23 protein-coding genes are annotated in these 26,214 nt (G+C 45.4%); 9 read left to right on the forward strand and 14 right to left on the reverse strand.

The window, feature by feature from the left end:
• Nucleotides 1–4 precede the first annotated feature (4 nt).
• Nucleotides 5–3,145: an efflux RND transporter permease subunit gene (locus ABQ275_RS17940; protein WP_349314530.1), complete on the forward strand. Its 3,141-nt coding sequence runs from the start codon at nucleotides 5–7 to the stop codon at nucleotides 3,143–3,145.
• Entirely contained in the window at nucleotides 3,138–4,571 is a 1,434-nt protein-coding gene (locus ABQ275_RS17945) for a TolC family protein (protein WP_349314531.1), read from the forward strand. The genes ABQ275_RS17940 and ABQ275_RS17945 overlap by 8 nt, the downstream gene beginning before the upstream one ends.
• 154 nt (nucleotides 4,572–4,725) lie before the next feature.
• On the opposite strand, the gene ABQ275_RS17950 is transcribed toward ABQ275_RS17945, so the two are convergent.
• From ABQ275_RS17950 to ABQ275_RS17960, 3 genes are read right to left on the reverse strand one after another with little or no spacing between them, the layout of a single operon-like run.
• On the reverse strand, nucleotides 4,726–5,526 hold the full coding sequence (locus tag ABQ275_RS17950) for a dienelactone hydrolase family protein (RefSeq protein ID WP_349314532.1): 801 nt from the start codon (nucleotides 5,524–5,526) through the stop codon (nucleotides 4,726–4,728).
• A 37-nt stretch (nucleotides 5,527–5,563) separates the two neighbouring features.
• Nucleotides 5,564–6,361, reverse strand: a complete 798-nt coding sequence (locus ABQ275_RS17955; RefSeq protein ID WP_349314533.1) for a class I SAM-dependent methyltransferase — start codon at nucleotides 6,359–6,361, stop codon at nucleotides 5,564–5,566.
• A 14-nt stretch (nucleotides 6,362–6,375) separates the two neighbouring features.
• Complete coding sequence (locus tag ABQ275_RS17960) at nucleotides 6,376–7,113, reverse strand: glycosyltransferase family 2 protein (protein ID WP_349314534.1); 738 nt, start codon at nucleotides 7,111–7,113, stop codon at nucleotides 6,376–6,378.
• A gap of 297 nt (nucleotides 7,114–7,410) precedes the next feature.
• Between ABQ275_RS17960 and ABQ275_RS17965 the strand changes: the two genes are divergently transcribed.
• Both ABQ275_RS17965 and ABQ275_RS17970 read left to right on the forward strand, forming a co-directional pair.
• The gene (locus ABQ275_RS17965; protein WP_349314535.1) at nucleotides 7,411–8,628 is read left to right on the forward strand and encodes a hypothetical protein; all 1,218 of its coding nucleotides are present in this window, start codon (nucleotides 7,411–7,413) and stop codon (nucleotides 8,626–8,628) included.
• Between the two features lie 195 nt (nucleotides 8,629–8,823).
• Nucleotides 8,824–9,765 (forward strand): LysR substrate-binding domain-containing protein, encoded by a 942-nt coding sequence (locus tag ABQ275_RS17970; RefSeq protein WP_349314536.1) that lies wholly within the window; start codon nucleotides 8,824–8,826, stop codon nucleotides 9,763–9,765.
• Between the two features lie 126 nt (nucleotides 9,766–9,891).
• Here the strand turns inward: ABQ275_RS17970 and ABQ275_RS17975 are convergent, their stop codons facing one another.
• From ABQ275_RS17975 to ABQ275_RS18000, 6 genes are all read right to left on the reverse strand, one after another.
• On the reverse strand, nucleotides 9,892–10,695 hold the full coding sequence (locus ABQ275_RS17975) for a M48 family metallopeptidase (RefSeq protein WP_349314537.1): 804 nt from the start codon (nucleotides 10,693–10,695) through the stop codon (nucleotides 9,892–9,894).
• A gap of 100 nt (nucleotides 10,696–10,795) precedes the next feature.
• Nucleotides 10,796–11,437 (reverse strand): glycerol-3-phosphate 1-O-acyltransferase PlsY, encoded by a 642-nt coding sequence (gene plsY, locus ABQ275_RS17980; protein WP_349314538.1) that lies wholly within the window; start codon nucleotides 11,435–11,437, stop codon nucleotides 10,796–10,798.
• 127 nt (nucleotides 11,438–11,564) lie between these two features.
• Entirely contained in the window at nucleotides 11,565–12,380 is an 816-nt protein-coding gene (gene prmA / locus ABQ275_RS17985) for a 50S ribosomal protein L11 methyltransferase (RefSeq protein ID WP_349314539.1), read from the reverse strand.
• 147 nt (nucleotides 12,381–12,527) lie between these two features.
• A complete protein-coding gene (locus ABQ275_RS17990) occupies nucleotides 12,528–14,870 on the reverse strand; it encodes a polyribonucleotide nucleotidyltransferase (protein ID WP_349314540.1) in 2,343 nt (780 codons plus the stop codon).
• Between the two features lie 126 nt (nucleotides 14,871–14,996).
• Complete coding sequence (gene rpsO / locus ABQ275_RS17995) at nucleotides 14,997–15,269, reverse strand: 30S ribosomal protein S15 (RefSeq protein WP_349314541.1); 273 nt, start codon at nucleotides 15,267–15,269, stop codon at nucleotides 14,997–14,999.
• 163 nt (nucleotides 15,270–15,432) lie between these two features.
• Nucleotides 15,433–16,128: an ATP-binding cassette domain-containing protein gene (locus ABQ275_RS18000; RefSeq protein WP_349314542.1), complete on the reverse strand. Its 696-nt coding sequence runs from the start codon at nucleotides 16,126–16,128 to the stop codon at nucleotides 15,433–15,435.
• Between the two features lie 176 nt (nucleotides 16,129–16,304).
• Between ABQ275_RS18000 and ABQ275_RS18005 the strand changes: the two genes are divergently transcribed.
• Entirely contained in the window at nucleotides 16,305–16,676 is a 372-nt protein-coding gene (locus tag ABQ275_RS18005; protein ID WP_349314543.1) for a BlaI/MecI/CopY family transcriptional regulator, read from the forward strand.
• Nucleotides 16,673–17,920, forward strand: coding sequence for a M56 family metallopeptidase (locus ABQ275_RS18010; protein ID WP_349314544.1), 1,248 nt, complete (start codon nucleotides 16,673–16,675; stop codon nucleotides 17,918–17,920). The genes ABQ275_RS18005 and ABQ275_RS18010 overlap by 4 nt, the downstream gene beginning before the upstream one ends.
• 55 nt (nucleotides 17,921–17,975) lie before the next feature.
• Here the strand turns inward: ABQ275_RS18010 and ABQ275_RS18015 are convergent, their stop codons facing one another.
• Entirely contained in the window at nucleotides 17,976–19,154 is a 1,179-nt protein-coding gene (locus tag ABQ275_RS18015; protein ID WP_349314545.1) for an AIR synthase related protein, read from the reverse strand.
• Nucleotides 19,155–19,286: 132 nt separating this feature from the next.
• Here ABQ275_RS18015 and ABQ275_RS18020 point away from each other — a divergent pair, with 132 nt between their 5' ends.
• On the forward strand, nucleotides 19,287–20,222 hold the full coding sequence (locus ABQ275_RS18020) for a bifunctional riboflavin kinase/FAD synthetase (RefSeq protein ID WP_349314546.1): 936 nt from the start codon (nucleotides 19,287–19,289) through the stop codon (nucleotides 20,220–20,222).
• Here the strand turns inward: ABQ275_RS18020 and ABQ275_RS18025 are convergent, their stop codons facing one another.
• The 3 genes from ABQ275_RS18025 to ABQ275_RS18035 all read right to left on the reverse strand — a co-directional run bounded on the left by ABQ275_RS18025 (nucleotide 20,223) and on the right by ABQ275_RS18035 (nucleotide 22,324).
• Entirely contained in the window at nucleotides 20,223–20,507 is a 285-nt protein-coding gene (locus ABQ275_RS18025; protein WP_349314547.1) for a hypothetical protein, read from the reverse strand.
• A 26-nt stretch (nucleotides 20,508–20,533) separates the two neighbouring features.
• A complete protein-coding gene (gene holA / locus ABQ275_RS18030) occupies nucleotides 20,534–21,529 on the reverse strand; it encodes a DNA polymerase III subunit delta (RefSeq protein ID WP_349314548.1) in 996 nt (331 codons plus the stop codon).
• A 69-nt stretch (nucleotides 21,530–21,598) separates the two neighbouring features.
• Nucleotides 21,599–22,324: a ribonuclease H-like domain-containing protein gene (locus ABQ275_RS18035; RefSeq protein WP_349314549.1), complete on the reverse strand. Its 726-nt coding sequence runs from the start codon at nucleotides 22,322–22,324 to the stop codon at nucleotides 21,599–21,601.
• 103 nt (nucleotides 22,325–22,427) lie between these two features.
• Between ABQ275_RS18035 and ABQ275_RS18040 the strand changes: the two genes are divergently transcribed.
• Both ABQ275_RS18040 and ABQ275_RS18045 read left to right on the forward strand, forming a co-directional pair.
• Entirely contained in the window at nucleotides 22,428–23,390 is a 963-nt protein-coding gene (locus ABQ275_RS18040) for a hypothetical protein (protein WP_349314550.1), read from the forward strand.
• Nucleotides 23,391–23,851: 461 nt separating this feature from the next.
• Nucleotides 23,852–24,247: a response regulator gene (locus ABQ275_RS18045; protein WP_349314551.1), complete on the forward strand. Its 396-nt coding sequence runs from the start codon at nucleotides 23,852–23,854 to the stop codon at nucleotides 24,245–24,247.
• Nucleotides 24,248–24,373: 126 nt separating this feature from the next.
• Here ABQ275_RS18045 and ABQ275_RS18050 read toward each other — a convergent pair whose 3' ends face one another.
• Nucleotides 24,374–26,020: an ATP-binding cassette domain-containing protein gene (locus tag ABQ275_RS18050; protein ID WP_349314552.1), complete on the reverse strand. Its 1,647-nt coding sequence runs from the start codon at nucleotides 26,018–26,020 to the stop codon at nucleotides 24,374–24,376.
• Nucleotides 26,021–26,214: the final 194 nt, after the last annotated feature.

Here is a 26,214-nt window from a genome sequence, read left to right on the forward strand (position 1 = left end):
ACTGATGTTTGAAATTTTTATAAAACGACCGGTGTTATCACTGGTCATATCGCTTATTATCACATTGGTAGGCTTACTGGCGCTGTTTACACTGCCCGTAACCCAGTTCCCGGATATCGTACCCCCTTCCGTTACTGTTACCGCCAAATATACCGGCGCGAATGCGGAAGTATCCGCCAAAGCCGTTTCCACACCGCTGGAACGCGCTATCAACGGGGTACCCGGCATGACGTATATGTCGTCCGTTTCCAGTAACGATGGGATCACCGTTATACAGGTATTCTTCCAGGTAGGTACTGATCCCGACCAGGCAGCTGTAAACGTGCAAAACCGCGTGGCTACAATCATTGATGAGTTGCCCGAAGAAGTGATCAAGGCAGGTGTTACCACGGAGAAAGAGGTAAACAGTATGTTACTGTACCTCAACGTGATGAGTGAAGACACCACGCTGGATGAACAATTCATCTACAACTTTGCCGACATCAACGTATTACAGGAATTGAAACGTATCGATGGTGTAGGCCGTGCAGAAATTATGGGCGCCAAGGAATACGCTATGCGTGTGTGGCTGAAACCCGATCGCATGCTGGCTTACAGCGTATCCGCCGATGAAGTGATCCAGGCTATCCGCAAACAAAATATAGAAGCGGCGCCTGGTAAAACCGGCGAAAGCTCCGACAAAGACCCACAACTGTTACAATATGTATTGCGCTATACCGGTAAGTTCTTTGAGCCGGAACAATACCAGCAAATTGTATTGCGCGCAGGAAACGACGGCTCTGTATTACATCTCAAAGATGTGGCGGATGTAGAATTCGGCTCGCTGACCTACAGCATGGTATCTAAAACAGATGGTAAGCCATCTGCCTCTATCATGCTCAAACAAAGGCCCGGCTCCAATGCCCGCGAGGTTATTAATAATGTGAAGATGAAGATGGAAGAAATGAAGGCGACTTCTTTTCCTCCCGGCATGACGTTTAACTTTAACTACGATGTATCCCGCTTCCTGGACGCTTCTATTCATGAGGTAGTAGTCACCTTATTTGAAGCGTTCATCCTGGTGTTTATCGTGGTATTTATCTTCTTACAGGATTTCCGTTCTACGCTTATTCCTGCGTTGGCAGTGCCGGTAGCATTGATTGGTACGCTGGCTTTTATGCAGATGATGGGCTTCTCCATCAACCTCCTGACCCTGTTTGCGTTGGTGCTGGCCATCGGTATTGTGGTAGATAATGCGATTGTGGTGGTGGAGGCCGTCCATGTAAAAATGAGTGAAGAACACCTCCCGCCGATGGAAGCTACCATCGCCGCCATGAAAGAGATCAGCGGCGCGCTGGTGGCTATTACCCTGGTAATGTCTGCCGTATTTATCCCGGTAGCATTTTTATCAGGTCCGGTGGGTGTATTCTACAGGCAGTTCTCTTTAACACTGGCTATTGCCATTGTGATCTCCGGTATTAATGCGGTAACGTTAACGCCTGCACTCTGTGCCATCATGTTGAAGAACAATCACGGCAAAGCGCCTAAAAAGACGCTGATGCAACGCTTCTTCAATGGTTTCAACAAAGGCTATGCAGCTACTGAAAATAAATATGCAAAGCTGATCAGCTTTATCGCAGGAAGAAGGATTATTACCCTCGCCTGCCTGCTTTTCTTTTTTGCCGCTACCTGGGGAGTCAGTGCTATCCTGCCTTCCGGCTTCATTCCTACGGAAGACCAGGGCATGATCTACGTCAACGTGACCACCCCTCCGGGTGCCACCGTTGAACGTACGGAAAAAGTGCTCGACCAGGTACAGGCTATTGCTGCTGAACTGGGTGAGGTAGAATCAGTATCCACCCTGGCGGGTTACAGCCTGGTGAATGAAGTAGCCGGTGCTTCTTACGGCATGGGCATGGTAAACCTGAAACCATGGGACGACCGGGAAGCATCTGTACAGGATATTATTGAGCGCCTGCAAAAACTAACGGCAAACATCGCGGATGCAAGCATAGAATTCTTCCCACCGCCTACTGTTCCCGGTTTCGGTAACTCCAGCGGTTTTGAATTACGTCTGCTGGATCGCAGCGGCAGTGGCGACTTACGGCAAACCGCCCAGGTCACCAATAAATTTATCGAAGCCCTGAAACAAAGACCGGAGATAGGCAGTGCCTTCACCAGCTTCGATGCGGAATTCCCGCAATACATGATCCATGTAGACCAGGCCATGGCAGCGAAAAAAGGAGTCAGTATCGAAAACGCCATGAGCAACCTGCAAACATTGATGGGTAGCTTTTATGCCTCCAACTTTATCCGGTTCGGACAGATGTATAAAGTAATGGTACAGGCAGACCCCAGGTACAGGACCAAACCGGATGACCTCTTACGATTACATGTGAAGAATGACCGGGGCGAGATGGTATCCTATTCTGATTTCGTGAAACTGGAACGCGTATACGGTCCTGAACAGCTAACGCGATATAACATGTATACCGCCGCCATGATCAATGGAGACGCGGCATCCGGCTTCAGCAGCAGCCAGGCTATTGATGCCGTTCAGGAAGTGGCGGCGAAAGAACTGCCGCGTGGCTTTAGTTACGAATGGAGTGGTATGACCCGTGAACAGATCCTGTCCGGCAACCAGGCCATTTACATCTTTATGGTGGTACTTGTATTCGTGTACCTGTTGCTGGCTGCCCAATATGAAAGCTTCCTGCTGCCTTTACCGGTGCTCCTGTCATTACCGGCAGGGATCTTCGGCGCTTTCCTGTCGCTTCGTTTATTAGGACTTGAAAATAACATTTACGCACAGGTAGCTTTGGTAATGCTTATCGGTCTGCTAGGAAAAAATGCAATCCTCATCGTGGAATTTGCCATCCTGCGGAACAAACACGGCGCTTCCGTGCTGGAAGCCGCCAAAGAAGGAGCTGTTTCCAGGTTGCGGCCTATCCTGATGACATCCTTCGCCTTTATCGCCGGGTTGATCCCGTTGTGTATCGCTTCCGGTGCAGGCGCTATGGGCAACCGTTCCATCGGTACTGCCGCCGCTGGTGGTATGTTGATAGGAACCATTTTCGGTGTGGTGATCATACCCGGATTGTATGTGCTGTTTGCCAGTATGACCAGAAAAAAAACCGTTGAACTTAAAGCTTACACCAATGAATAAACGAATATATCAATACGCTTTATACGCCTGCCTGGCTATCGTAGCAACTGCCTGCTCCACGCAAAAGGAGATGGTACTGCCGGAACGTGTAGCCGTTCCCGTGGCAACCGGGAGTGCAGACGATACTTTATCGCTTGCCGGCTTCGCACCAATATTCAGCGATCCTTACCTGGGTGGTCTGATAGACAGTGCCCTGCACAATAATTATGACCTGTTATCGGCAGCCCAGCGTGTGGCTGCCGCACAGGCCAACCTCATGATGGCAAAGAATGCCTGGCTGCCCTCAGTGAATCTTTCCCTCTCCGGCGGGGTAGACCGCTATGCGGATTATACGCTGAATGGCGTTGGTAATTATGATACCAACCTGTCGCCGAATATTAATAAAGACCAGCGCATCCCCGGTCCTACGCCAGAATATTTTGCAGGGCTGAGAAGCTCCTGGGAAATTGACCTCTGGGGTAAATTAAAACAACAGCGAAAAGCTACCTACGCGCGCTTTCTGGCCAGCAGCCAGGGGCGCAGGCTGCTCTCCACACAAGTAGTAGCCGGCGTAACCGGTTTATATTATGAACTGGTTGCCATGGATAGTGAACTCGCTATCATTCAGCGCAACATCAAATTGCAGGAATCTGCGGTGGCTACTGTAACCATTCAAAAAGAAGGCGGACGCGCCACCGAGCTGGCTGTACAACAGTTCACCGCGCAATTACTGAGCACACAGGCGCTGGAATATGGTGTGAGGCAGGAGATTACCGCACTCGAAAACCAGCTGAATGCCCTGATGGGTAGAATGCCGCAGCCTATCGTCCGTAGTGTGATAAAGGATGAGCAGCCATTACCGGATGCCATCAAAAATGGTATACCTGCCAGTCTGTTGCTACACAGACCGGATGTACAGCGCGCCGAGCTGGAGCTCACCGCCGCCAAAGCCGATGTACAGGCCGCCAGGGCTGCATTCCTGCCCGCCGTAACCATTACGCCTTATGCAGGATTCAATGCATTCAAAGCCGGTTTGTTGTTCAAGTCCCCCGCATCTATCGCCTGGGGCGCACTGGGCAATATCACGGCGCCTATCTTCAACAAAAAACAAATACAGGCGCAATACAACATCAGTAAAGCAGGTGCATACACCGCCTTTTATGATTATCAGCAAGCCATCGTAAATGGCTACCAGGAAGTAGCGACTGCTTTAAGTAAAGTGGAGAATCAGCAACAGGCATTTTCCCTCAAAACAAAAGAGGTGTTGGTACTCCGCGAAGCGGTATCAACGGCCAACATACTTTTCACGACAGGCTATGCTAACTACCTGGAAGTGATCACTGCGCAAAAAAGTGTATTGGAAGCAGAACTGGCATTAGTAACCACCAGAAGAAATGTATACCAGGGAATGGTGTCATTGTATCGTGCACTGGGAGGAAACAGATAGAGATAAATATTTACGGATTTTTTGATTTACGGATTTAGGAATTTGAAATGCAGCGGAGATTGTCTTGCTTCCCGGGGTTAAAACCCCGGGTTACCGATATCTCTTCACTGCATTTCAAATTCCTAAATCCGTAAATCAAAAAATCCGTAAATATTTAATTCTTTTTGTGCTGAAACAGCCACTGAAAAAACCCCGGTTCCACAAACATGTTATCCCAGCTATTATGTCCTACACCGGGATATTCGGTATACTTTACTTCGGAGCCCAGTGCTTTTAATTTTTCATTGTAGGCGCGGGATCCTTCTACAGGCACCACCTGATCAGCGCCTCCGTGGAAGATCCATACAGGTACTTTCTTTGCAAAACGTCCTGCCTTTGCTACGTTACCGCCACCACAGATGGGGAACGCTGCTGCAAACATTTCCGGATGTTTCGAGATCATGTAAAATGTTCCCATGCCACCCAGCGACAAACCGCCAATATAAATACGTTTGGTATCGATCTTACCGGTTGTCCGGAGACTATCCAGCAATGTTGTCAATAAAGCGGTGGGCTTGGTGGGTGGTCCATCCAGTGGAAAATCGGCCTTGATAACTTTGCCAGTACTGTCGCGCTCCATTTGCATGGGCGCCCAGATGGTATTGCCGGGGCATTGCGGGAACAGTACAAAGGCAGGGTAATTGGTCCGGATACTATCCTTCAGGAACATTTCTCCACCGTGCAACAGCTGTGCATTGTTATCCCATCCTCTTTCACCTGAACCATGCAGGAAAACGATCAGGGGATACTTCTTATGAATATCGTAATTGGCAGGCATGAGCAGGCGGTAGCGCAGGGTATCACCCTTGCGGATATATAACTCCTGGCTGTAGGCACTCAGGTCCTGGACCTGTGCCATGGCTTGCAAACCACCGGCCAGCAGGCAACATAAAATAAAAAGTTTCAGGTAACGCATAACGGGGGATTTTATACCCAATATACTACCTTCCCGCCTAGTATTTCAGCGTAAAATGTTGTTTAATCTTAAAATCTTTGCGGAAAAATACCAGCCCGATGTAAAACAGGTCGATGGTCATCGTTACCTGCGGATGGTCCTGGATAGTATGCCAGGCCGCTTCCATATCCGGTGTCCAGTGAATATCATCAAAAATGAAGAGAGAGTATTCATCCGCAAATTGCAGGCATTGCTCAAAATAAGCCAGGGTAGGCTCTTTGCGGTGGTTTCCATCAATATAAACCCAGTCGGGTAACTGTATTTGCTTTAATACATCCGGTAATACTGTGTCGAAGTTGCCGGTGATCTGGATAATATTACGGAGGTGAAGCGATGCAAAGTTTTTTGCGGCGCGGGCGGCTATATTAGGACAACCTTCAATAGTATACACCGTTGCATCGGGTGCTGCTTTTGCCATATAGGCAGTAGAAAGCCCCATAGAGGTGCCCAGTTCCAGGATTCTTTTAGGTTGCAGGTATTGGATCAGCCGGTAAAATAACTGCCCGAATTTAGGCTGTTTCGCAGCGTAGCGGGTAATGTCGCTCACTTTACGCTCATTACCGGCTGAAATCAGCGAGCCGGCGCCCAGATCCGTTACCTGCAGGGTTTCCTGGCTGTTCAGCAATTGTTTGCGCAGCTGTTCTATTTCGCCAAAGGCGGCATGTTGCTTCTTATCCCGTAATACGTCTTCTATCAACGCAAATACGAAAGGAGAGTGTACATCATGACGGTTTCCGGCGGTAAAATAATACCGCAGGTACCTGCTGGCTAAATTATATTGTTGCGCTAAACTCACTGGCTATACGAATTTTAATAGATCTTCCCTTTTACAATTCCCCACATATGCAACCGGTGTTGCAATGATACCCGCAATACGCCCAGGCCATAAATCGCACTACGCTTGAAATTGATACTGGAAGCTTCGTCGAAATATTTAGTAGGACAGGTTACTTCTGCAATATCATACCCTTTCATGAATATCTGCGATACCATTTCATTATCAAAAACAAAATCATCGTTATCGGCCATATAATTGATGTTGCGCAATACTTCCGCAGAAAAAGTTCTGTAGCCGGTATGATATTCACTCAACTTTTGTCCGATCAGGATATTCTGTGTCAATGTTAAGAAACGATTAAATATATACTTATACATCGGCATGCCACCTTTCAAGGCGCCTTTACCCAGGATACGGGAACCAAATACCACCGGATATACATCATTTGCAATAATACTGCACATGGCAACAATAAGCTTTGGAGTATACTGATAATCAGGATGTAACATCACTACAATATCAGCTCCCAGCTCCAGCGCCTTGTTATAACAGGACTTCTGGTTACCACCATAACCTTTGTTGGCATCATGGCGGATCAGGTGTTTAATACCCAATTGTTTTCCTACCGCAAGGGTTTCATCTTTACTGGCATCATCTACCAGTACAACATCATCAACAATTTCAAAAGGGATTTCCCGGAATGTTTTTTCCAGCGTAAGTGCTGCGTTGTAGGCCGGTAATACAACCACTATCTTTTTGTTATTCAGCATGAAAGTGGATCAAATTTGGGAGCAAAGGTAATTTACCTGCTGATAATTCAAAATATATTGTGCAAATACACGACAGCACCACTTATCATGATTTAATTTTAACTGTTATTAATTATTTATCTTTACGCCCTGAAGTTTTTGGCATCATTTTTTCATAAATTTTTGTTAACAAAAATCAAAAGGCACATGTTAAAACACCTACCGACGGAAATGAAGCATGGTAAAAGCTTGAACACTAAGCAAATTGAGTCATTACCGTTAGTACAGTCCGCAGAAAAATCCTGGTCATCTAAATGGATGAAAGTGCTACCAGCGCCATTCCTCTTTTTATTGACCTTTCAGGCTGCACAAGCGCAGGATCCTGAATTGAAAGCTATTACTGCCCCCACAATTAAAACCCAGGATACTACTATCCAGAAAATTGTGGAAGAAATGCAAAGAATCACCGATAACGATAAACAGAACTCCAATGCAATCCAGGCATTATTGCAGGGTAAAGAGATAGATAATATCAGTAAGTACGAATTGATCAAAAATAATATCGTTAATGCCAGCGAAACGTATTATTTGCTGAATAAAAAGATCATCGATCTGAAATCACGTACCACGACCAATAATCTCGATGTATTTATCACCTCCCTGAATAACCCCGAAAGTAAAGCATTGGGATTTTCATTGAGCGATCGCATCGTAGAACTGGTACAGAAAATTATCTTGAAAAATAAAGGTGATAAGGGAGAAAAAAATTCTAAAATAGTAGAATCCACAAAATCTATTATTAACAGCCCTATTTTCCAGAGCTTTACCTCTCTTACGCCACCGCTGGCCATTGCCAACTCTGTCATGAACTTCCTGCACAGTGTAAGCGTAAATAATAAACAGATCAATCAGAAGTCATTACAGGACTTCGAAAAAGAGCTCAACAAATATGTAGTGTATTACACGGCATTGAATGACGCCAATCAGAAATTCGAATATGGCCTGAACTTTAATAAAGATCAGTTGAGCCTTTTACAGGACAACCTGTTCGATCACCTGTCGTTTTCCGCTACTTCCATGAAGTTCCCGGCGCCACAGAAAGGAAATAAGCCGTTGAGCCAAACCATGAACGAATACTTCTTCGAATTCAAGAAAGAAAAAGTAGTGGAATATTTCAACCAGCTGGAAGTGAAATATACCAAAGGCAAACGGATCGATTATGAATCCCTGCTGCGAGAGAATCCAAACCTGAAAGAAGTAAACAATCAGCTGGAAGACCTGGTGCTGCAAACAAAACGTTTCGAAAATCTTTACAATGAATACTTCACACTGCTCGACTCTTACTACAGCAAAGTGAATAACTCCCTGAAAATTGCACAGGACAACGGCCTCGCCGACAAAAGCATCATCGATACCAAGCAAGCGGAATTCCGCAGCCTGAAAACGGATGCTGTCCAGGAAATACAAGCCTCTATTAACATCCGGGAGCTGTATAGCAATACAGAGAAGATCAAGTACAGGTACAGAATATTCTAATATTTACGATTTTTTGATTTACGAATTTAGGGGATTTGAAATGCAGCGGAGATTGTCATATATCTCCGCTGCATTTCAAATCCCCTAAATTCGTAAATCAAAAAATCGTAAATCCGGTTAATCTGGTGTTCTCTATATCATGGTCTTTTTTCCTATAGATTTTCTCAATACCTTTACCAGATTAATTATTGGGAAATGACGACAGTTCAATTGGAGTACATTGTTGCGGTAGAAACATACAGAAGTTTTGTGATGGCGGCGGAAAAGTGCTTTGTAACGCAGCCCACACTGAGTATGCAGATACAGAAGTTGGAAGATGAACTGGGTATTAAATTATTTGACCGGAGTAAATTACCGGTAGTACCTACAGAAATAGGCATCGCAGTAATTTCACAGGCAAGGATCATCCTGAAAGAAAATGCCCGTATCCGTGAAATAATTGCAGACCAGAAGAAAGAAGTACAGGGAACGCTTAAAGTGGGTATTATCCCTACCCTGGCGCCTTACCTCCTCCCCCGCATCCTGACGGGCTTCATGAAAAAATACCCGAAAGTAAAGCTGGAAATCTGGGAATATCCTACCGAACAAATCATTCAACAATTAAAACAGGAGTTGCTGGATTGCGGTCTGCTGGCCACTCCTCTGAATAATCCGCATTTGGAAGAACATCCGCTGTTCTACGAATCCTTTGTGGTATACACGGCTAAAAGTAACCCCTTGTATGAAAAGAAAATAGTACGGGCAGAAGAACTGGAACTCAAAGACGTATGGTTGCTGAATGAAGGCCACTGTATGCGCAACCAGGTACTGAATATCTGCAACGACAAATTCACCATGGGGGAACACAAAAATCTCGAATACAATACCGGCAGTGTGGAAACATTGAAAAGAATGGTGGACCTCAATGAAGGATATACCATTTTACCGGAACTTTCCCTGCAGGACCTGTCTGCACGCCAGCTTAACATGGTGCGCTATTTCAAGGCCCCTGAGCCAGTAAGAGAGATCAGTCTGGTTACACATCGCCATTTCATAAAACAGGCGCTTATTGAGGCCTTTAAGAAGGAAATACTGGCACATGTACCAGAGAAGACCAAAGTGCAGAAGAATAAGAAAGTAATAGATATAAATATTTAGGGATTTACGGATTTTTTGATTTTGATATTTGAAATGCAGCGAAGACTGATATTTATAATATTTAATAATCTTCGCTGCATTTCAAATATCAAAATCAAAAAATCCGTAAATCCCTAAATATTTATATTATTTCACCGGTGTATAATACTTCATCGCTTCCGGCATCAGCTGTTGTAATTTTTGTACGCGGGTAGCATCGCTGGGGTGCGTGCTGAGGAATTCAGGTGGCTTCTGACCAGTGCTCATATTGGCCATACGCTGCCAGAAAGGAACGGCTTCCTGCGGATTGTATCCTGCCATCGCCATAAATATTATGCCCAGGTGATCTGCTTCCAGCTCATTTGAACGGGAAAAAGCCAGCATACCTACGTTTCCGCCTACGCCTACTGCCTGGTTAAAGATGTTTACTGCAGTGGGATTTTTACCCAATGCCACGGAACCGGCTACCTGTATACCCTGCGCCAGTAAGCCCTGACTCATACGCTCGTTACCATGACGCGCAATGGCATGCGCTATTTCATGTCCCATTACACAGGCCAGTGCTGTTTCGTTCTGTGTTACCGGCAATAACCCGGTGTACACCACTACTTTACCACCCGGCATGCACCAGGCATTCACTTCCTTATTATTCACCAGGTTAAATTCCCACTTGTAACTCGCTACCTCATTGCCCATATTATGCTGGGTCATATATCGCGTAACTGCCGCTGAGATACGTTGGCCAACACGCTTCACCATATCCGCATCCTTGCTGGTACCCTGCGATACGACCTTATTGGAAGATAAAAATGTTTGATACTCCTGGAGTGCCATAGATTGCATGGTGCTTTCAGGGAGGAGGTTTAACTGGCTACGGCCGGTAATAGGTACGCGCGAACACGATGCTATTAAACCAATGCATACAGGAAAGAGGAATCCGATCTTTTTCATGGGTGAATCATTTATTAAAATGCGAAAAGCATAAAGCAAAAAGCATGCACACTTTAAAGAGCCCTGCTTTCTGGTTTATGCTTCACGTCTATAGCTACAATTAGTTTTTCTCTTTCCTGTTCTTAAATAAGGGCACTTTACTCTCGCTGCCTTTCAACAGCCGTGTAATGTTCTTCTGATGGGTTAATACCACCATCAATGCCACTGCTATCGCAAAGATGCGGTAAAAGATCTCAGGCTCATTGAAAATGTAAAGGATCAATATCGGAAATGCGATACTGGCAATGATAGAACTCAATGATACATACCTGGTTAAAAAGAGGATCATCAGGAAAACGCCCACACAGCACAGTGCTACTAAAGGTTGTATAGCCAGCACCAAACCAAACAGTGTGGCAATTCCCTTACCACCCCTGAAGTTTGCCCATATCGGAAAAATGTGACCTACCACTGCGGAAAGCCCCAGTCCTATCTGTAAATTAACCAGCTGTGTCAGGTGTTCGGGATCGTGATAATAAGGTACCAGGTAGGCCAACCGCACTGCCAATACGCCTTTCATCATATCCACCACCATCACAAATGTACCAGCTTTAGGTCCGAGAACCCTGAATGTGTTGGTAGCTCCGGCATTACCACTTCCATACTCCCTGATATCCATGCCGAAAACACCTTTACTTACCCAAACAGCTGTAGGAACAGATCCTATCAGATAAGCGCATATAAGCAATAAAAATTCTGTCATCACTATAAGTTAGGAATGCTAAGATAACAAATTCTGCGTTAAAATTAAGGGAATATTAGAAAAGTTTATAACACAAAAGTTGGATTATCAACACTTTTTATATATTTTTTTTAATGTATCATCCACACTAAGCCACAAACTGCATCGCCAGCCAGTTATCTTTTTCAATTTTTTTCTGTAGAGAGAAGCCCACCGGAATTGCCGCCGCCAGGATCTGTTCTTCATCGGAAGGCAATATCCCGCTCAGCAACAGGATGCCGCCCGGTTGCAGCAGGCGATGCATATCTGCCATAAAGTGCAGCAGCACATTGCAGTTGATATTGGCAAGAACAATATCGTAGGTAGCTGTAACAGCATCCAGGCTATCAGCCTGCCATACACGTATTTTATGGGTGTTGTTGGCAGCAATATTCTCCATCGTGTTATTCACTGCCCACTCATCATAATCAATTGCATCCAGCTTCGCAGCGCCCATCATTTCCGCCAGGATGGCGAGGATGCCGGTACCAGTGCCGAAATCGAACACGCTTTTACCCGTGAAAGACAAGCCCTGCATCAGTTTGATCATGGAAGAAGTAGTGGCATGATGCCCCGTACCAAAAGCCATTTTAGGCGTGATCACTATTTCGTAAGTAGGCGTGGGTGAAAAGGGCGGGTGAAAAGCAGCCCTGATGCCACAGAAATCATCTACCTGCACCGGTTCAAAATTGCTCTCCCAAAGCGCATTCCAGTTGACCTGCTGAATCGTTTCCTGCGTATAGGCGACACCGTATGGCGCTAATACATCTTTCAATACAACTTCATTAAAATCAGCTTCGGGAATGTAGGCAATCAGGAGATCAGGCTGTTCTTCAAACCCTTCAAAACCAGCAGCAGACAACTGTGCAATCAACAGGTCGGTTTGCTCCGGTCCTACCTGTATCGTAATAGCGATATGTGACATAGGCGGCAAATATAATCAATTGCCCGTAACCGCCTGCCAGTCGCATACTTATTTCACATTAAGATTAAAATAAGAAAGCAGCCTCCAAAAGGAGACTGCTTTCCTGTTTTATCTAATTTCAGTTATCAACAGTTTGTAACACCGGAACTATGCTTCCTCGTCGAAAGTAGGTTCCTGTGGTTTTTCCGGACGTTCAGGACGGGGACCACGGTCACCACCACCACGACTGTCGCGGCTATCACGTCTGTCACCACCACCACCGCGTCTGTCGTCGCGTGGACCACGGCTATCACGCCTGTCGCCACCACGATCGCCACGATCACGGAAATCGCCTCTGTCACCACGATCATCGCGTTCAGGTCTTTCTACGTAACCTTCCGGTTTAGGCATCAGCACTTTGCGGCTCAGCTTAAACTTACCGGTTTTAGGATCGGTGCCAGTGAGTTTTACTTTTACTTTTTCACCTTCTTCCAGCACACCTTCCATTGTTTCCAGGCGTTTCCAGGAAACTTCAGAGATGTGGAGTAATCCCTGTTTGCCAGGCATAAACTCTACGAAAGCGCCATAAGGCATGATGGATTTCACAACAGATTCGTATACTTCCCCTACTTCAGGGATAGCAACGATTCCTTTCACCCATGCAACGGCTTTGTCCAGGCTTTCTTTCTGTGCAGAGAAGATACTTACTTCACCGGTTTCACCAACTTCTTCGATGTTGATGGTAGTACCGGTTTCGCGTTGGATCTCCTGTATAATTTTACCACCGGGTCCGATTACAGCGCCGATAAATTCACGGTCGATGATGATCTTCTCCATGCGTGGTGCATGTGGTTTAGGTTCAGGACGGGCAACAGGGAATGCTTCGTACATCGCTTCCACGATGTGCAGGCGTCCTTTTTTGGCCTGAGCCAGTGCGGAGCGCATTACATCCATGCTTAAACCGTCTACTTTGATATCCATCTGGATACCAACGATACCATCGCGGGTACCGGTTACTTTGAAATCCATATCACCCAGGTGATCTTCATCACCGAGGATATCGGTTAATACCGCCCATTTGCCATCTGAAGCACGGGAGATAAGTCCCATTGCCACACCGGAAACGTGTTTCGGTAAAGGTACACCTGCATCCATCAGTGCCAGTGAACCGGCACAAACGGTAGCCATGGAGGAAGAACCGTTGGATTCCAGGATGTCGGAAACCACTCTTACTGTGTAAGCATAGTCACTACCCGGCATCATTTGCTTCAGTGAGCGCATCGCCAGGTTACCATGACCTACTTCACGACGGCCGGGGCCGCGCATCATTTTCACCTCACCGGTAGAGAAGGGAGGGAAATTGTAGTGCAGGATGAATTTGGAGTAGTTGGAAACAGCTGCACTTTCTACCAGTAGCTCATCATCCGGTGTACCCAGGGTTACAGTAGTCAGGGACTGTGTTTCGCCACGGGTAAACAGGGCAGAACCATGCGGGGAAGGCAGGATATCTGTTTCCATTGCCAGCGGACGAACCTGATCCAGTGCACGGCCATCCAGACGAACGGATTCGTCCAGGATCATGTTGCGGATCACTTCTTTTTCCAGATCATGCAGGTATTCTTTTACCAGCGGCTGATCTTCTTCCGGCAATTCTCCCAGGTGTTCTTTCAGCTCTACACCAATAGCGGAGAACGCATCGCTGCGGTCATGCTTGGCAGAGGCCGATTTGGCAATCTGGTAGATTTTATCTTTTGCGAAAGCAGTTATTTTTGCTTTCAGTTCTTCGTTTTCGTGCGGCTGTGCGTATTCACGCTTGCCTTTCTGACCTTTCAGATCACGCAGTTCTTCCTGCGCTTTCACCTGCACTTTGATAGCAGCGTGTGCTACTTCAATTGCCTGGATCAGGTCTTCTTCCTGGCATTCCTTGCTCTCACCTTCTACCATCATGATGTTCTTTCCAGTAGCACCAATGATGAAATCCATATCGGCTTTCGCCAGTTCTGTACGGTTAGGGTTGACCACGAATTTACCGTCGATGCGGGCAACACGTGCCTCGGAAATGATTTCCTGGATAGGCACATCAGAAACGGCTAAAGCAGCAGACGCAGCCAGACAGGCCAGTGCATCAGGCATTACTTCAGGATCGGAAGAGATGAGCGAAACCAGTACCTGCACTTCGCAGAGATAGTTATCGGGAAACAAAGGGCGCAGGGCGCGGTCGATCAAGCGGGAGATCAGTACTTCGGAGTCTGACAGTCTGCCTTCACGTTTAAAGAAGGAACCGGGTATGCGGCCGGCGGAGGCAAATTTTTCCTGGTAGTCAACAGTAAGCGGGAAGAATGACTGGCCTGGTTTGGGTTCTTTATTAGCTACCACAGTGGCAAGCAATATAGCATTCCCTAAACGCACCGTAACCGCACCGTCAGCCTGGCGGGCCAACTTGCCGGTTTCGATGGTCACCATACGACCGTCTCCTATATCGAATTTCACTGAAATAGGTGTCAGATTCATAATAAAGTGAGGATTAAATATAAAGTTATTCTTTTTTCATCGTAAAGAAAGAACAACAAAACATATACATACAAAAAAACTATTCCCAACCTAAAAGTTGGGAATAGAGCTATAATTAAGTCTTGGTTATTTCCTGATACCTAACTTCTCGATGAGGGCACGGTAGCCTGTGAGGTTAGTTTTAGTCAGATAAGTAAGCAAACGCTTTCTCTGACCTACCATCTTCATCAAACCACGGTGGGTTGAGAAATCTTTTTTGTTTTGTTTCAGGTGACCGGAGATGCTGTTGATACGCTCAGTCAGCAGTGCTATTTGCGCTTCCACAGAGCCTGTATTTTTTTCGCTTCCACCAAATTCCTTAAAAATATTGGCTTTCTTTTCAACAGTTAAGTAAGACATCTTTAATAATAAATAAGTAATAATAATGTTTTTTTCGTCGCTATTTTTCCGGGGCAAAGGTAGTTCAAAAAATACGAATTACCAATAAAGCGGAAATTTTATAACTTGTGCTGAATAATTAACAACTGTAAATCTTTCTCTCTCAATAACAAAGAAAAATATATTAAGAAGAAAAATTAACTGCCGCATTATCAGTTACATATCCATTTTCTGTACGCAGCACACGGGATGGGAACTTCTGTAATACGATATAATCATGCGTCGCCATTACAATCGCGGTGCCTTCCCGGCAAATGCGGAATAACAGCTGCATGATACCATCAGACGTTTCAGGGTCCAGGTTACCGGTGGGTTCATCTGCCAGGATCAGCTTGGGTGAATTCAGCATCGCACGCGCAATATCCACACGCTGCTGCTCCCCGCCCGACAACTCATAAGGCATTTTAAACCCTTTGGTGCCGAGACCTACCTTATCCAGCACATCTGCAATCTTGTCTTCCATCTGCTTCTGGTCCTGCCAGCCGGTAGCCCGCAAAGCAAATTTCAGGTTATCGTGTACGTTACGATCTGTCAGCAATTGAAAATCCTGAAATACAACCCCCAGGTTGCGGCGCAGGTAAGGTACTTTTTTCCAATCCATCTTCTTCAGATCAAAACCCACCACCTGGCCGGTGCCGTCGTTCAACGACAAATCACCATACAGGGTTTTCAACAGGCTGGATTTACCAGTACCCGTTTTCCCAATGAGATACACAAACTCTCCCTTGTTTACCGTGATATTTACATCAGATAAAATCAACGAATTTCCCTGGTATACACTGGCGTTTGTTAATTGGATGATAGGTTGTTCAGGCGTCATGTCCTTATTTCTGTTTAATACAAACTGATTCTTGCGGGCAAAAATAACCAATTAAAAAATAACTCGTTGTGATAATATATACAAAAATCATCTCCCCCCTCCTGCTTATCTCTGCTAAAAAAATAATTGTACAACTAAACACTTAGTTATAACTTGGATTTATAATTAAACCCGACATGAAACAACTTACCAAAGCAGAGGAACAGATTATGCAGGCGCTCTGGCAAACAGGACCCGCTTTTGTAAAAGATATCATCGAAGTCATGCCCGAACCAAAACCCCATTACAATACCGTGTCCACTCTGGTAAAGATCCTGATAGAAAAAGGGTTTATCGACTTTAAAGCCTATGGTAAGTCACACCAGTATTTTGCCCTGATAACAAAAGATGCTTACAGCCATAAAACAATGAGCACCCTCGTGAAAGGCTATTTCGGAGGGTCTTTCAGCAACATGGTATCGTTCTTTGTAAAAGAAAAGGAACTGAGTATAACTGATCTCGAAAAACTGGTGCAAAAAATTAAAGACACGCAAAAACCCAGGCCATGATACTGCTGATCACCTATCTCGCCAAAGTAATATTATGCAGTGCGCTACTCTACGCCTATTACTATGCAGCCCTGCGCAATAACCGTTTCCACCAGTGGAACCGGTATTACCTGGTACTGATCACGGTAGTATCACTAATCATTCCCCTGCTGAAGATCCCGCTGCCATTCAGCGCCCAGCAGGCGCCTTCCGCCATGATGACCTACACTAACCGGATCATCACACTCCGGGAAGCAGTAGTACCTTCTACCGGACCGGCTATCAACTTCCGTATAGCCATCGCCGTTATTTACGGACTCGTGATCCTTCTTTTCATCACCCGGCTACTGATCAGTATCCGTAAAATAAAAAGCCTGATCCGTCATGGCGAGGTACAGGAAGTACCTCCCTACCACTTTGTAAAAAGCGAAACGGTAACAGCGCCCTTCTCTTTTTTCCGCTACATCTTCTGGGATCAGCACACACCGCTGGAAAGCACTGCCGGCCAACAGATCCTGCGACATGAACTGGTTCACCTGGAAGAAAAACACAGCGCAGACAAACTTTTCATGGAAATTGTCACGGCTATTTGCTGGATTAATCCCTTCTTCCACCTGCTCAAACGTGAGCTGGCCCTCGTGCATGAGTTTATTGCAGACAAAAAAGCCGCAGGCACCGAAGTGGCGGGATATGCGCAAACCATTCTCCGGATAACCTTCCAGAGCAAACAGTTCTCTATCTCCAACGACTTTTTCCATCCGCCCCTGCACCGGCGGATCACCATGCTCACACAATTTCACACACCACGGTTCAGCTATTTGCGCAGGATCATGGTATTACCGTTATCCGTGCTGATTTTCAGCTCCCTCGCTTTTGTTGCCGACAAACAAAGCAACACCGGTATTCAGCCGGCTACCGCTATAGAAAAAGGGAAAAACATACAGGAAATTTTCACTTTTGTAGAACAGCCACCCACCTATAAAGGAGGCGAAGACTCACTGGCAGCCTTTCTTTCCCACAATATCCGCTACCCCAGGGAAGCGCAGGAAAAGGGTATCTATGGCACCATTTTCATACAATTTGTTATAAACCGGGAGGGTGAGGTAGTAACCCCTAAAACAGTGGGTAAAGTATGGGGCAGCGGCCTGGAAGAGGAAGCTCTCCGGGTGGTAAAGGCAATGCCAAAATGGAATCCAGGCAAACAGAATGGGCAGCTGGTATCAGTACAGTTTAATTTGCCGGTACGTTTTACACTACAGGAATAAAAAAAGCGAATGACGGAACCCATCATTCGCTTCTCTATTATTTGCTATACGCCTGTTAGAAATATTCAAAAACTCCCGCTGGTGCCTTCACTGTTACCTGCTTTTGTGCAGCAGCTTCTACGCGGCCAACAATTTGTGCATCTATATTAAAGCTTTTAGAGATGCTGATAATATCGGCTGCAATCGCTACCGGTACGTATAATTCCATCCGGTGCCCCATGTTAAACACCTGGTACATTTCTTTCCACGGTGTACCGGATTGCTCCTGGATCAGGGTAAACAACGGCGGAACCGGAAACAGGTTGTCCTTGATTACATGCAGGTTTTCAATAAAATGCAACACCTTGGTTTGGGCGCCGCCGCTGCAATGCACCATACCATGGATCTGCGGACGGAATTGCTCCAACACCTTTTTAATAACAGGTGCGTAGGTGCGTGTAGGTGATAGTACCAGTTTACCGGCATCAATAGCGCCGAAACCAGGAACATCAATTTTATCTGTCAGTGATTTTTTGCCGCTGAACACCAGTTCAAACGGAATATTCGGGTCGAAACTTTCGGGATATTTTTCCGCCATCGCTTTGCTGAATACGTCGTGACGCGCGCTGGTAAGACCATTGCTGCCCATGCCACCATTGTATTCCGTTTCGTAAGTGGCCTGTCCGTATGAGGCCAGTCCTACTACTACGTCGCCGGCCTGGATGCGGTCGTTGGAGATCACATCCGCCCGTTTCATCCGGCCTGTTACCGTAGAATCCACGATGATAGTGCGTACCAGGTCACCCACGTCTGCTGTTTCACCACCGGTAGAATAGATACTGATGCCGTGGTTACGCAGTTCTGCCAGTATTTCTTCCGTGCCATTGATGATAGCAGCGATTACTTCACCCGGTACCAGTTGTTTGTTGCGGCCGATGGTAGAAGAAAGAAGGATATTATCTGTAATGCCTATGCAAAGCAGGTCGTCCATGTTCATGATAATAGCATCCTGGGCAATGCCTCTCCAGACATTCAGATCACCGGTTTCTTTCCAGTAAATATAAGCCAGTGAAGATTTTGTGCCGGCGCCATCCGCATGCATGATATTGCAGTAAGCATCATCGCCCCCTAAAATATCGGGCACTATTTTGCAGAATGCTTTCGGGAATAATCCCTTATCAATATTCTTAATGGCATTGTGTACATCTTCCTTGCCTGCCGAAACACCACGTTTGGCGTAAATGTTATTATCCACCGGGAAAAAATAATTAAATAAAGAAATAATTAAATAAAGATGCTCTTCAGGCTGCAAAAGTAACAGATTCCGCGCAGAATGCCCGCCGAATGTGTTACTTTTGCCCGGCGTTTTTGATTGTTATTGAATTATATGCAGGTTCACAGGGACTTAGACCATTTACCGGAATTCCGCAATGCTGTTATCACTATCGGTACATTTGACGGAGTACATGCAGGACACCGCTTCATTTTGCAACAGCTGGAACAGGCTGCGGTGAACTGTAGCGGGGAAACAGTGATCGTTACTTTTGATCCGCATCCAAGGGAGGTATTGTTGCCCGGCCCTAATAATATCCGGCTGTTAACCACCTTACCGGAAAAAATCGCCTTGTTGGAACGCGCCGGCATAGACCACCTGGTAGTGGTGCCGTTTACAAAAGCATTCTCCGAACTTTCTGCCCGTGAATACCTGGAAGACTTTCTGGTAGCACGTTTCAAACCACATACCATCATCATTGGTTATGATCACCGTTTTGGCCATAACCGCGAAGGCGGCCTGGAACTGCTGGAAGCAGAGCAGCAGCAATATGGATTTACCCTGGTGGAAATTCCGCAGCAGGTAGTACATGACCTTACGGTGAGCTCTACCAAAATCCGTAAGAGCCTGCAGGAAGGACACGTACAACTGGCCAATGAGTTGCTGGGCTATTCCTATTTTTTATCGGGAGAAGTCATTCATGGCGATAAAATGGGTCGTGAGCTGGGCTATCCCACTGCCAACCTACGTCTTGGAGATGAAAGAAAGCTGATTCCTGCAGAAGGCATCTATGCCGTGCGTGTGGGCCTCCACCACCATAGCCAGTTATTACCGGCAGTGATGAGTATTGGCTTCCGTCCTACTTTTAATGGCACAGACCTGCGCCTGGAAGTACACCTGTTTGATTTCAACGAAGATCTTTATGGACAGGAGTTAACGGTTCATTTCATTGACTACATCCGGGCAAACCTGAAATTTGATGATATCAATGCACTGGTAGTACAGATGGATAAAGATTCCGCACAGTCGAAGGAGATTTTAGGGAGATAATTAATAAAAATGTTCTCCTAACAGTTCAATAACTTCTCTCTTCTTTACCGGTTTACTTAGTTTATATGAATTATAGAAAATGAAATAAGTAAGTCCCCCAAGCAGTACACTCATTAACACAACTGCAATACCGTAAGGCAGGATAGCATAGGGATCAGCAGGCTTAAAATTACCGGATATCAGAATATTTACAAAGATCCAATCGACCAGCAATATCAGCAAGCCTAAAAAAAATAATAATATAGCATAGACTATACGGATAATGGATCGATATTTTTCTTTCATGGTATTACAGGTTGAAAAAATGATATCTAATACATCATCTTATACATCAGTTCTTTCATCAGCTCACCGTCTTCTGCCCCACTATCGTTAATGCCTATACTCCGCAGGTTATACTGATGCAGTAACAGGATGGCTTTTTCAGTACCATCCGGGCCATACTGGCGGGCAGCGTTCATGTAGTCTTTTACAAAGAACGGGTGTACGCTCAGTGCGGCAGCCACTTCCTTCTCTCCTCCTTTTACACTGAAAATGAGATTTACTTTTGCAAAGAAGTTATATAATGCCGGCAGTGTCATCTGAATGGGAGCCGCTTTGGGATTTGCGGCAAAATAGCCGATGATCCGGAATACTTTGGCAGCGTTCTTTTGTCCGAGGGCATTCTGTAATTCAAATACGTTGTATTCTTTACTGATGCCTACATATTTTTCGATGTCGCTTTCGTCTATTTTCTTTTGAGCCGGGAGATTGACCAGCAGTTTATCTATTTCGTTGGCGATGCGGGACAGGTCATTCCCGATGTGATCTACCAGCAGGATGGCGGCTTTTTGTGAAATGGCCAGTCCGCGGCTGGTTACATAGGTTTCCACCCAGCCTGCGAGTTGGTTATCATATAGTTTTTTGGTGGAGAGTAAAACGCCTTTTTCTTTGATCAGTTTGGCCATTTTGCTACGGCCATCTATCTTCCCCTGTTTATGTGCTACTACAAAAACGGTGGAAGTAAGCGGGTTATCGATGTATGTTTCCAGTTTGAGCAGGTCGCGCATGGCCTGGGCTTCTTTCAGCACTACTACCTGTCTTTCTGCGAACATGGGATAACGGCGGCAGGTGTTGATAACCGTGCTCCAATCAGTATCCTTGCCGTATAAAACGGTGAGGTTAAAGCCTTTTTCGGCTTCATCCAGCAGGTGGTGTTCGGCGAAGGTGGTCACCTGGTCGATGAAAAAGTCTTCTTCTCCTTCCAGCCAGTATAAAGGGCGGAATTTCTTTTGTTTCCAATCTTTGATGATATCCTGGTACTCCATGTATGCTGATGTTGAGCTGTGTGCGGATGGCTGTTGGTCATGTAGGACAGCCTGCTATCCGGCAATTGATTATTTAACGATTACAATATCTTCCTCTTGCAGGAGGGGTATGCGTTTAAAGCGCAGCAGGAGCTGGGCTACGGCTACCACATCTTTCTGGCAATAGGCGGCTATCCGCTCCAGGTCCTTATCCTGCCAGTATACTTTCCCTACCATGCTGCCGTCTATATCATCTTTGGGTGTATCGATGCCCAGGACGGCTGTCAGCAGTTTGAGGGAAGTATAGTTTTTAAAGTCTCCGAAGCGCCACAGGTGCAGGGTATCCAGCATGGGCATTTCCCATGGTTTAAATCCATGCAACTGTAAAGGCAGCGGCAAAGATAACTGATGAACAACAGACCTCCTGCAAATAAAAGGAATATCAAATTCTTTGATATTGTGGCCGGCAAACAGGAAGCGGGGGTGCTTTATATGAAATTTATTTATCAATTCTAAAAAACCGTTCAATACAAGCGATTCATCATCATTGTAAAACGACTTCAGCCGTAAATGATACCGGTTATTCTCCAGGCTGAAGAAGCCGGCTGAAATACACACCACCCTGCCGAATTCCGCGTAGATGCCAGCCCTGTCTGCATATGCTTCTACACCGTTTTCCGAAACTGGCGCAGTTTTTGCAATTTTCTCCAGCCAGAGTCCTTGCATATCCTCCGGCAATTGCTCAAAAGCCTGTGTAGCCGGGGTTGTTTCTATGTCCAGCAGCAATAATTGATCAAGTGCAATATTTGGTAACACGTTCGGTAAACAGTTTTATATCTTTTATAAAATAAAAATTATAATTTCTGATCTTCAATAACGAATTTTAACCATATAACAATTAAATATAAAACTAACAACTATGACTGAGAACACTTTCAACGCACCTGCACCGGGTTCACCCGGACCAGAAAAACCGCGCAGCCGCAATGGTCTAATTTACGGTATTTTAATTGCTGCGCTTGCAGGTACCTGGATTTATATGTTGTACGACAAAAATAAATCCAGCGAGCAAATTGTACAAAAAACCACGCAGATAGATTCCATCTCTTCTTCCCGCGATGCTTTACAGCAGGAATATAATGCCGCCAATGCACGTCTGGATGATCTGATTTCTCAGAACACCCGTATGGATAGCCTGGTAAAAACCAAGGATAAGGAAATCCAGGACATGAAGGCCCGGATCTCCAGTATTTTATCCAACAAGAATGCTACCCAGGCTCAGCTGGCAGAAGCACGCCGCCTGATTGAGCAGTTAAAATCCAACATAGAAGGTTATACAGAAACAATTGAGCGCCTGGAAGGTGAGAAGATCGTACTGGCTGGTGAAAGAGATTATGCCCGTAAAGAGCGGGATTCTGTATCTACCGTAAAAGACAGTCTGAATAAACAGGTGGATCTTGGTTCTGTGCTACATGCTTCCAATATCAAGCTGCTGCCGATCCGGGTTAGACACAATGGTAAGGAAATCGAAACATCCAAAGCAAAACGCGCTGATATGATGCGGGTAACGTTTGACCTGGATGATAACAGGATTGCACCGAGCGGCGACAAAGACATTTATGTAGCCATTACTGCTCCTGATGGTTCTCCACTGGCTGTTGAAGCACTGGGTTCCGGCAGGTTTACGCTGGAAGACGGTACAGAGAAATTATATACTGCCAAGAAAACTGTTGCCTATACTACCGGCCAGAAACAAACCGTTAGCATGGACTGGAAGCAGAACTCTGACTACAAAGTAGGAGATTATGCAGTGGAAATCTATCACAATGGTTTCAAAATCGGTCAGGGTAAAGTAACCCTGAAGAAAGGCGGACTGTTTTAAGTCATTTTTCAATATTATTTCAGGGAAGGCGGAACGATGGTTCCGCCTTCCCTTTTTTGCTCCCCGTTTAACCCCGGAAACAAGCGTACTAGTCTGCTTTTCTGATGCTTTTTTCGCTACTACAAATTGTTAATGATTAGTTATTGATAAAAAATTATATATAATAATAAAATAAAATTAACTTTCTTTGCGCCTGTAATAACAAGTAGCAAGGCCAGTATAACTGGTCAATTTGTATCAATGCCCAAGAAGAAGCATGTGAACTGAATATTCTTGAATCAAGATTTTAACCCATGTCATAACCTTAAAGGATCGCCGATTTCAGCAGCTTGTCATCCCTGATGCCAGTGGTCATTTATTGCTATGCCCGGAATAACCTGATACAGGACTATACTATTACATCATCTTCCTTTGCGCTTGTTATTCCCGGAAAAGTTCAGTAGCCCAATTAAAACATAAGCATGGAAGACATGAATAAAATAGTGTACGTTGTAGATGACGATGAGATTTTTCATTTCATTATCAGGAAGATGTTAGGGCACCAAGGCAACAAGCTTACTATTACCTCCTTTTTATGCGCTGAAGAGGCGCTGGAGCAACTGTCAACAATTCCGGAGCCACCATTGCCTTCTCTTATTATCCTGGATATGAACATGCAGCGTATGAACGGGTGGGATTTTATTGAAGCGTACAGGGGGCTTAAAACATCTCTCAAAAAAACCATCCCGATTATCATGTGCTCCTCTTCTGTAGACGTACGCGATATACAAAAAGTGCAACACACCCCCGAACTGATGGCTTACATTACAAAGCCGCTTGATAAGAATAAAATGAAGGTAATAGAGGAATATTTATGATTTAGGGATTTTTTGATTTACGAATTTTGGGGATTTGAAATGCAGCGGATATGTTTCTTAATCCCGTTACATTTCTAATCCCCAAAATCTCAAAATTCGTAAATCAAAAATTCGTAAATATTTGTTTTATGCTAATACGGCTGTGCCATACATTTCTTCACGTAATGTTTTCACGCGATCATCTGCCAGGTATTCATCAAACGTCATGAGTCTGTCGATGATGCCTTTGGGTGTTATTTCTATAACACGGTTGGCTACAGACTGCATAAAGGTATGGTCATGCGTTGTAAACAACACCACGCCTTTGTAGTTGATCATGCTTTCGTTGAATGCCTGGATAGATTCCAGGTCCAGGTGGTTGGTAGGCTCATCCAGGATGAGTACGTTGGGGTCCTGCAGCATCATGCGGCTGGTCATACAACGCACTTTTTCACCACCGCTCAGTACGGAAGTTTTCTTCATGATCTCGTCGCCACCAAACAGCATCTTACCCAGGAAACCACGTAGGAAGGCTTCATCCACATCTGTAACGTGCGCAGGCACGTACTGACGCAGCCAGTCCATCAGGTTCAGGCTATTATCGGTAAAAAATTCAGCGTTATCGTTTGGCAGGTAAGCTTTTGTAACGGTAGTACCCCATTCAAATTTACCACTGTCTGCTTTTGCCTCATCGTTGATCACCTGGAAGAAGGTGGTCAGTGCAAGATGATCTTTAGACAGGAACGCAATTTTATCTCCCTTATTTACAGAAAAAGTAACGTCGGTAAACAACTTACTACGGCCATCTACCAGTTTTTCCAGTTTCTCTACGTTCAGGATCTGGTTACCTACTTCACGCAGTTGCTTGAAGATGATACCCGGATATTTTCTGTTGGATGGCTGGATATCTTCCATCACCAGTTTCTCCAGGGCTTTCTTACGGGAAGTAGCCTGTTTACTTTTGGAGGCGTTGGCACTGAATCGCGCGATAAAGTCCATCAGGTCTTTACGCTTATCTTCCATCTTCTTGTTCTTATCAGACATCTGACGGGCCATCAACTGGGATGATTCATACCAGAAAGTATAGTTACCGCTGAAAATCTGGATCTTGGCGCGATCCACATCCGCTACATGCGTACAAACCGCATCGAGGAAGTGACGGTCATGCGATACCACGATCACAATATTTTCGTAGTCGGCCAGGAAGTTTTCCAGCCAACCGATGGTTTCCACATCCAGGTCATTCGTAGGTTCATCCAGCAGCAGGATGTCTGGATTACCAAACAACGCCTGTGCCAGCAAAACACGTACTTTGAGGCTACCGGCAATATCTTTCATCAGGATACTGTGCATTTCTTCTTTTACACCCAGATCGCCCAGCAGTACACCTGCATCGCTTTCTGCGGTATAACCGCCCATTTCACCATATTCTGCTTCCAGTTCTCCTGCACGCATACCATCTTCTTCGGTAAAATCCTCCTTAGCATAGATGGTATCCCTTTCATTGCCTATTTCCCAAAGCTTTTTGTTGCCCATCAATACGGCATTCAGTACTGTAATCTCGTCAAACTCAAAGTGGTTCTGTTTCAGTACGCTCATGCGCTCGCCGGGAGTGATTTCCACGGTGCCTTTGTTCGGCTCTATTTCGCCGGACAATATTTTAAGGAAGGTAGACTTACCCGCTCCATTGGCCCCAATCACACCATAACAGTTCCCTTTTGTGAAATTGAGGTTTACTTCGTCAAACAATACTCTCTTACCAAAAGAGAGCGTTACGTTTTTAACACTGATCATGCTGGCTATGTAAATTTTGAAGCTGCAAAGGTACGAATAGAATATGGGCTTTCCAACTTATAGCAAGGCATGCACAGGCGTATCAGGCAGTTATTCACTACTAAAACTATATGTTTAAAACATATACGTAAGTTATTTTATGTAAGATAAATACGTAAGACCAACCTGCGCGTAGCATAACAGGTAGCAAACAG

Source organism: Chitinophaga sp. MM2321 (genome assembly GCF_964033635.1).
Classification (GTDB): domain Bacteria; phylum Bacteroidota; class Bacteroidia; order Chitinophagales; family Chitinophagaceae; genus Chitinophaga.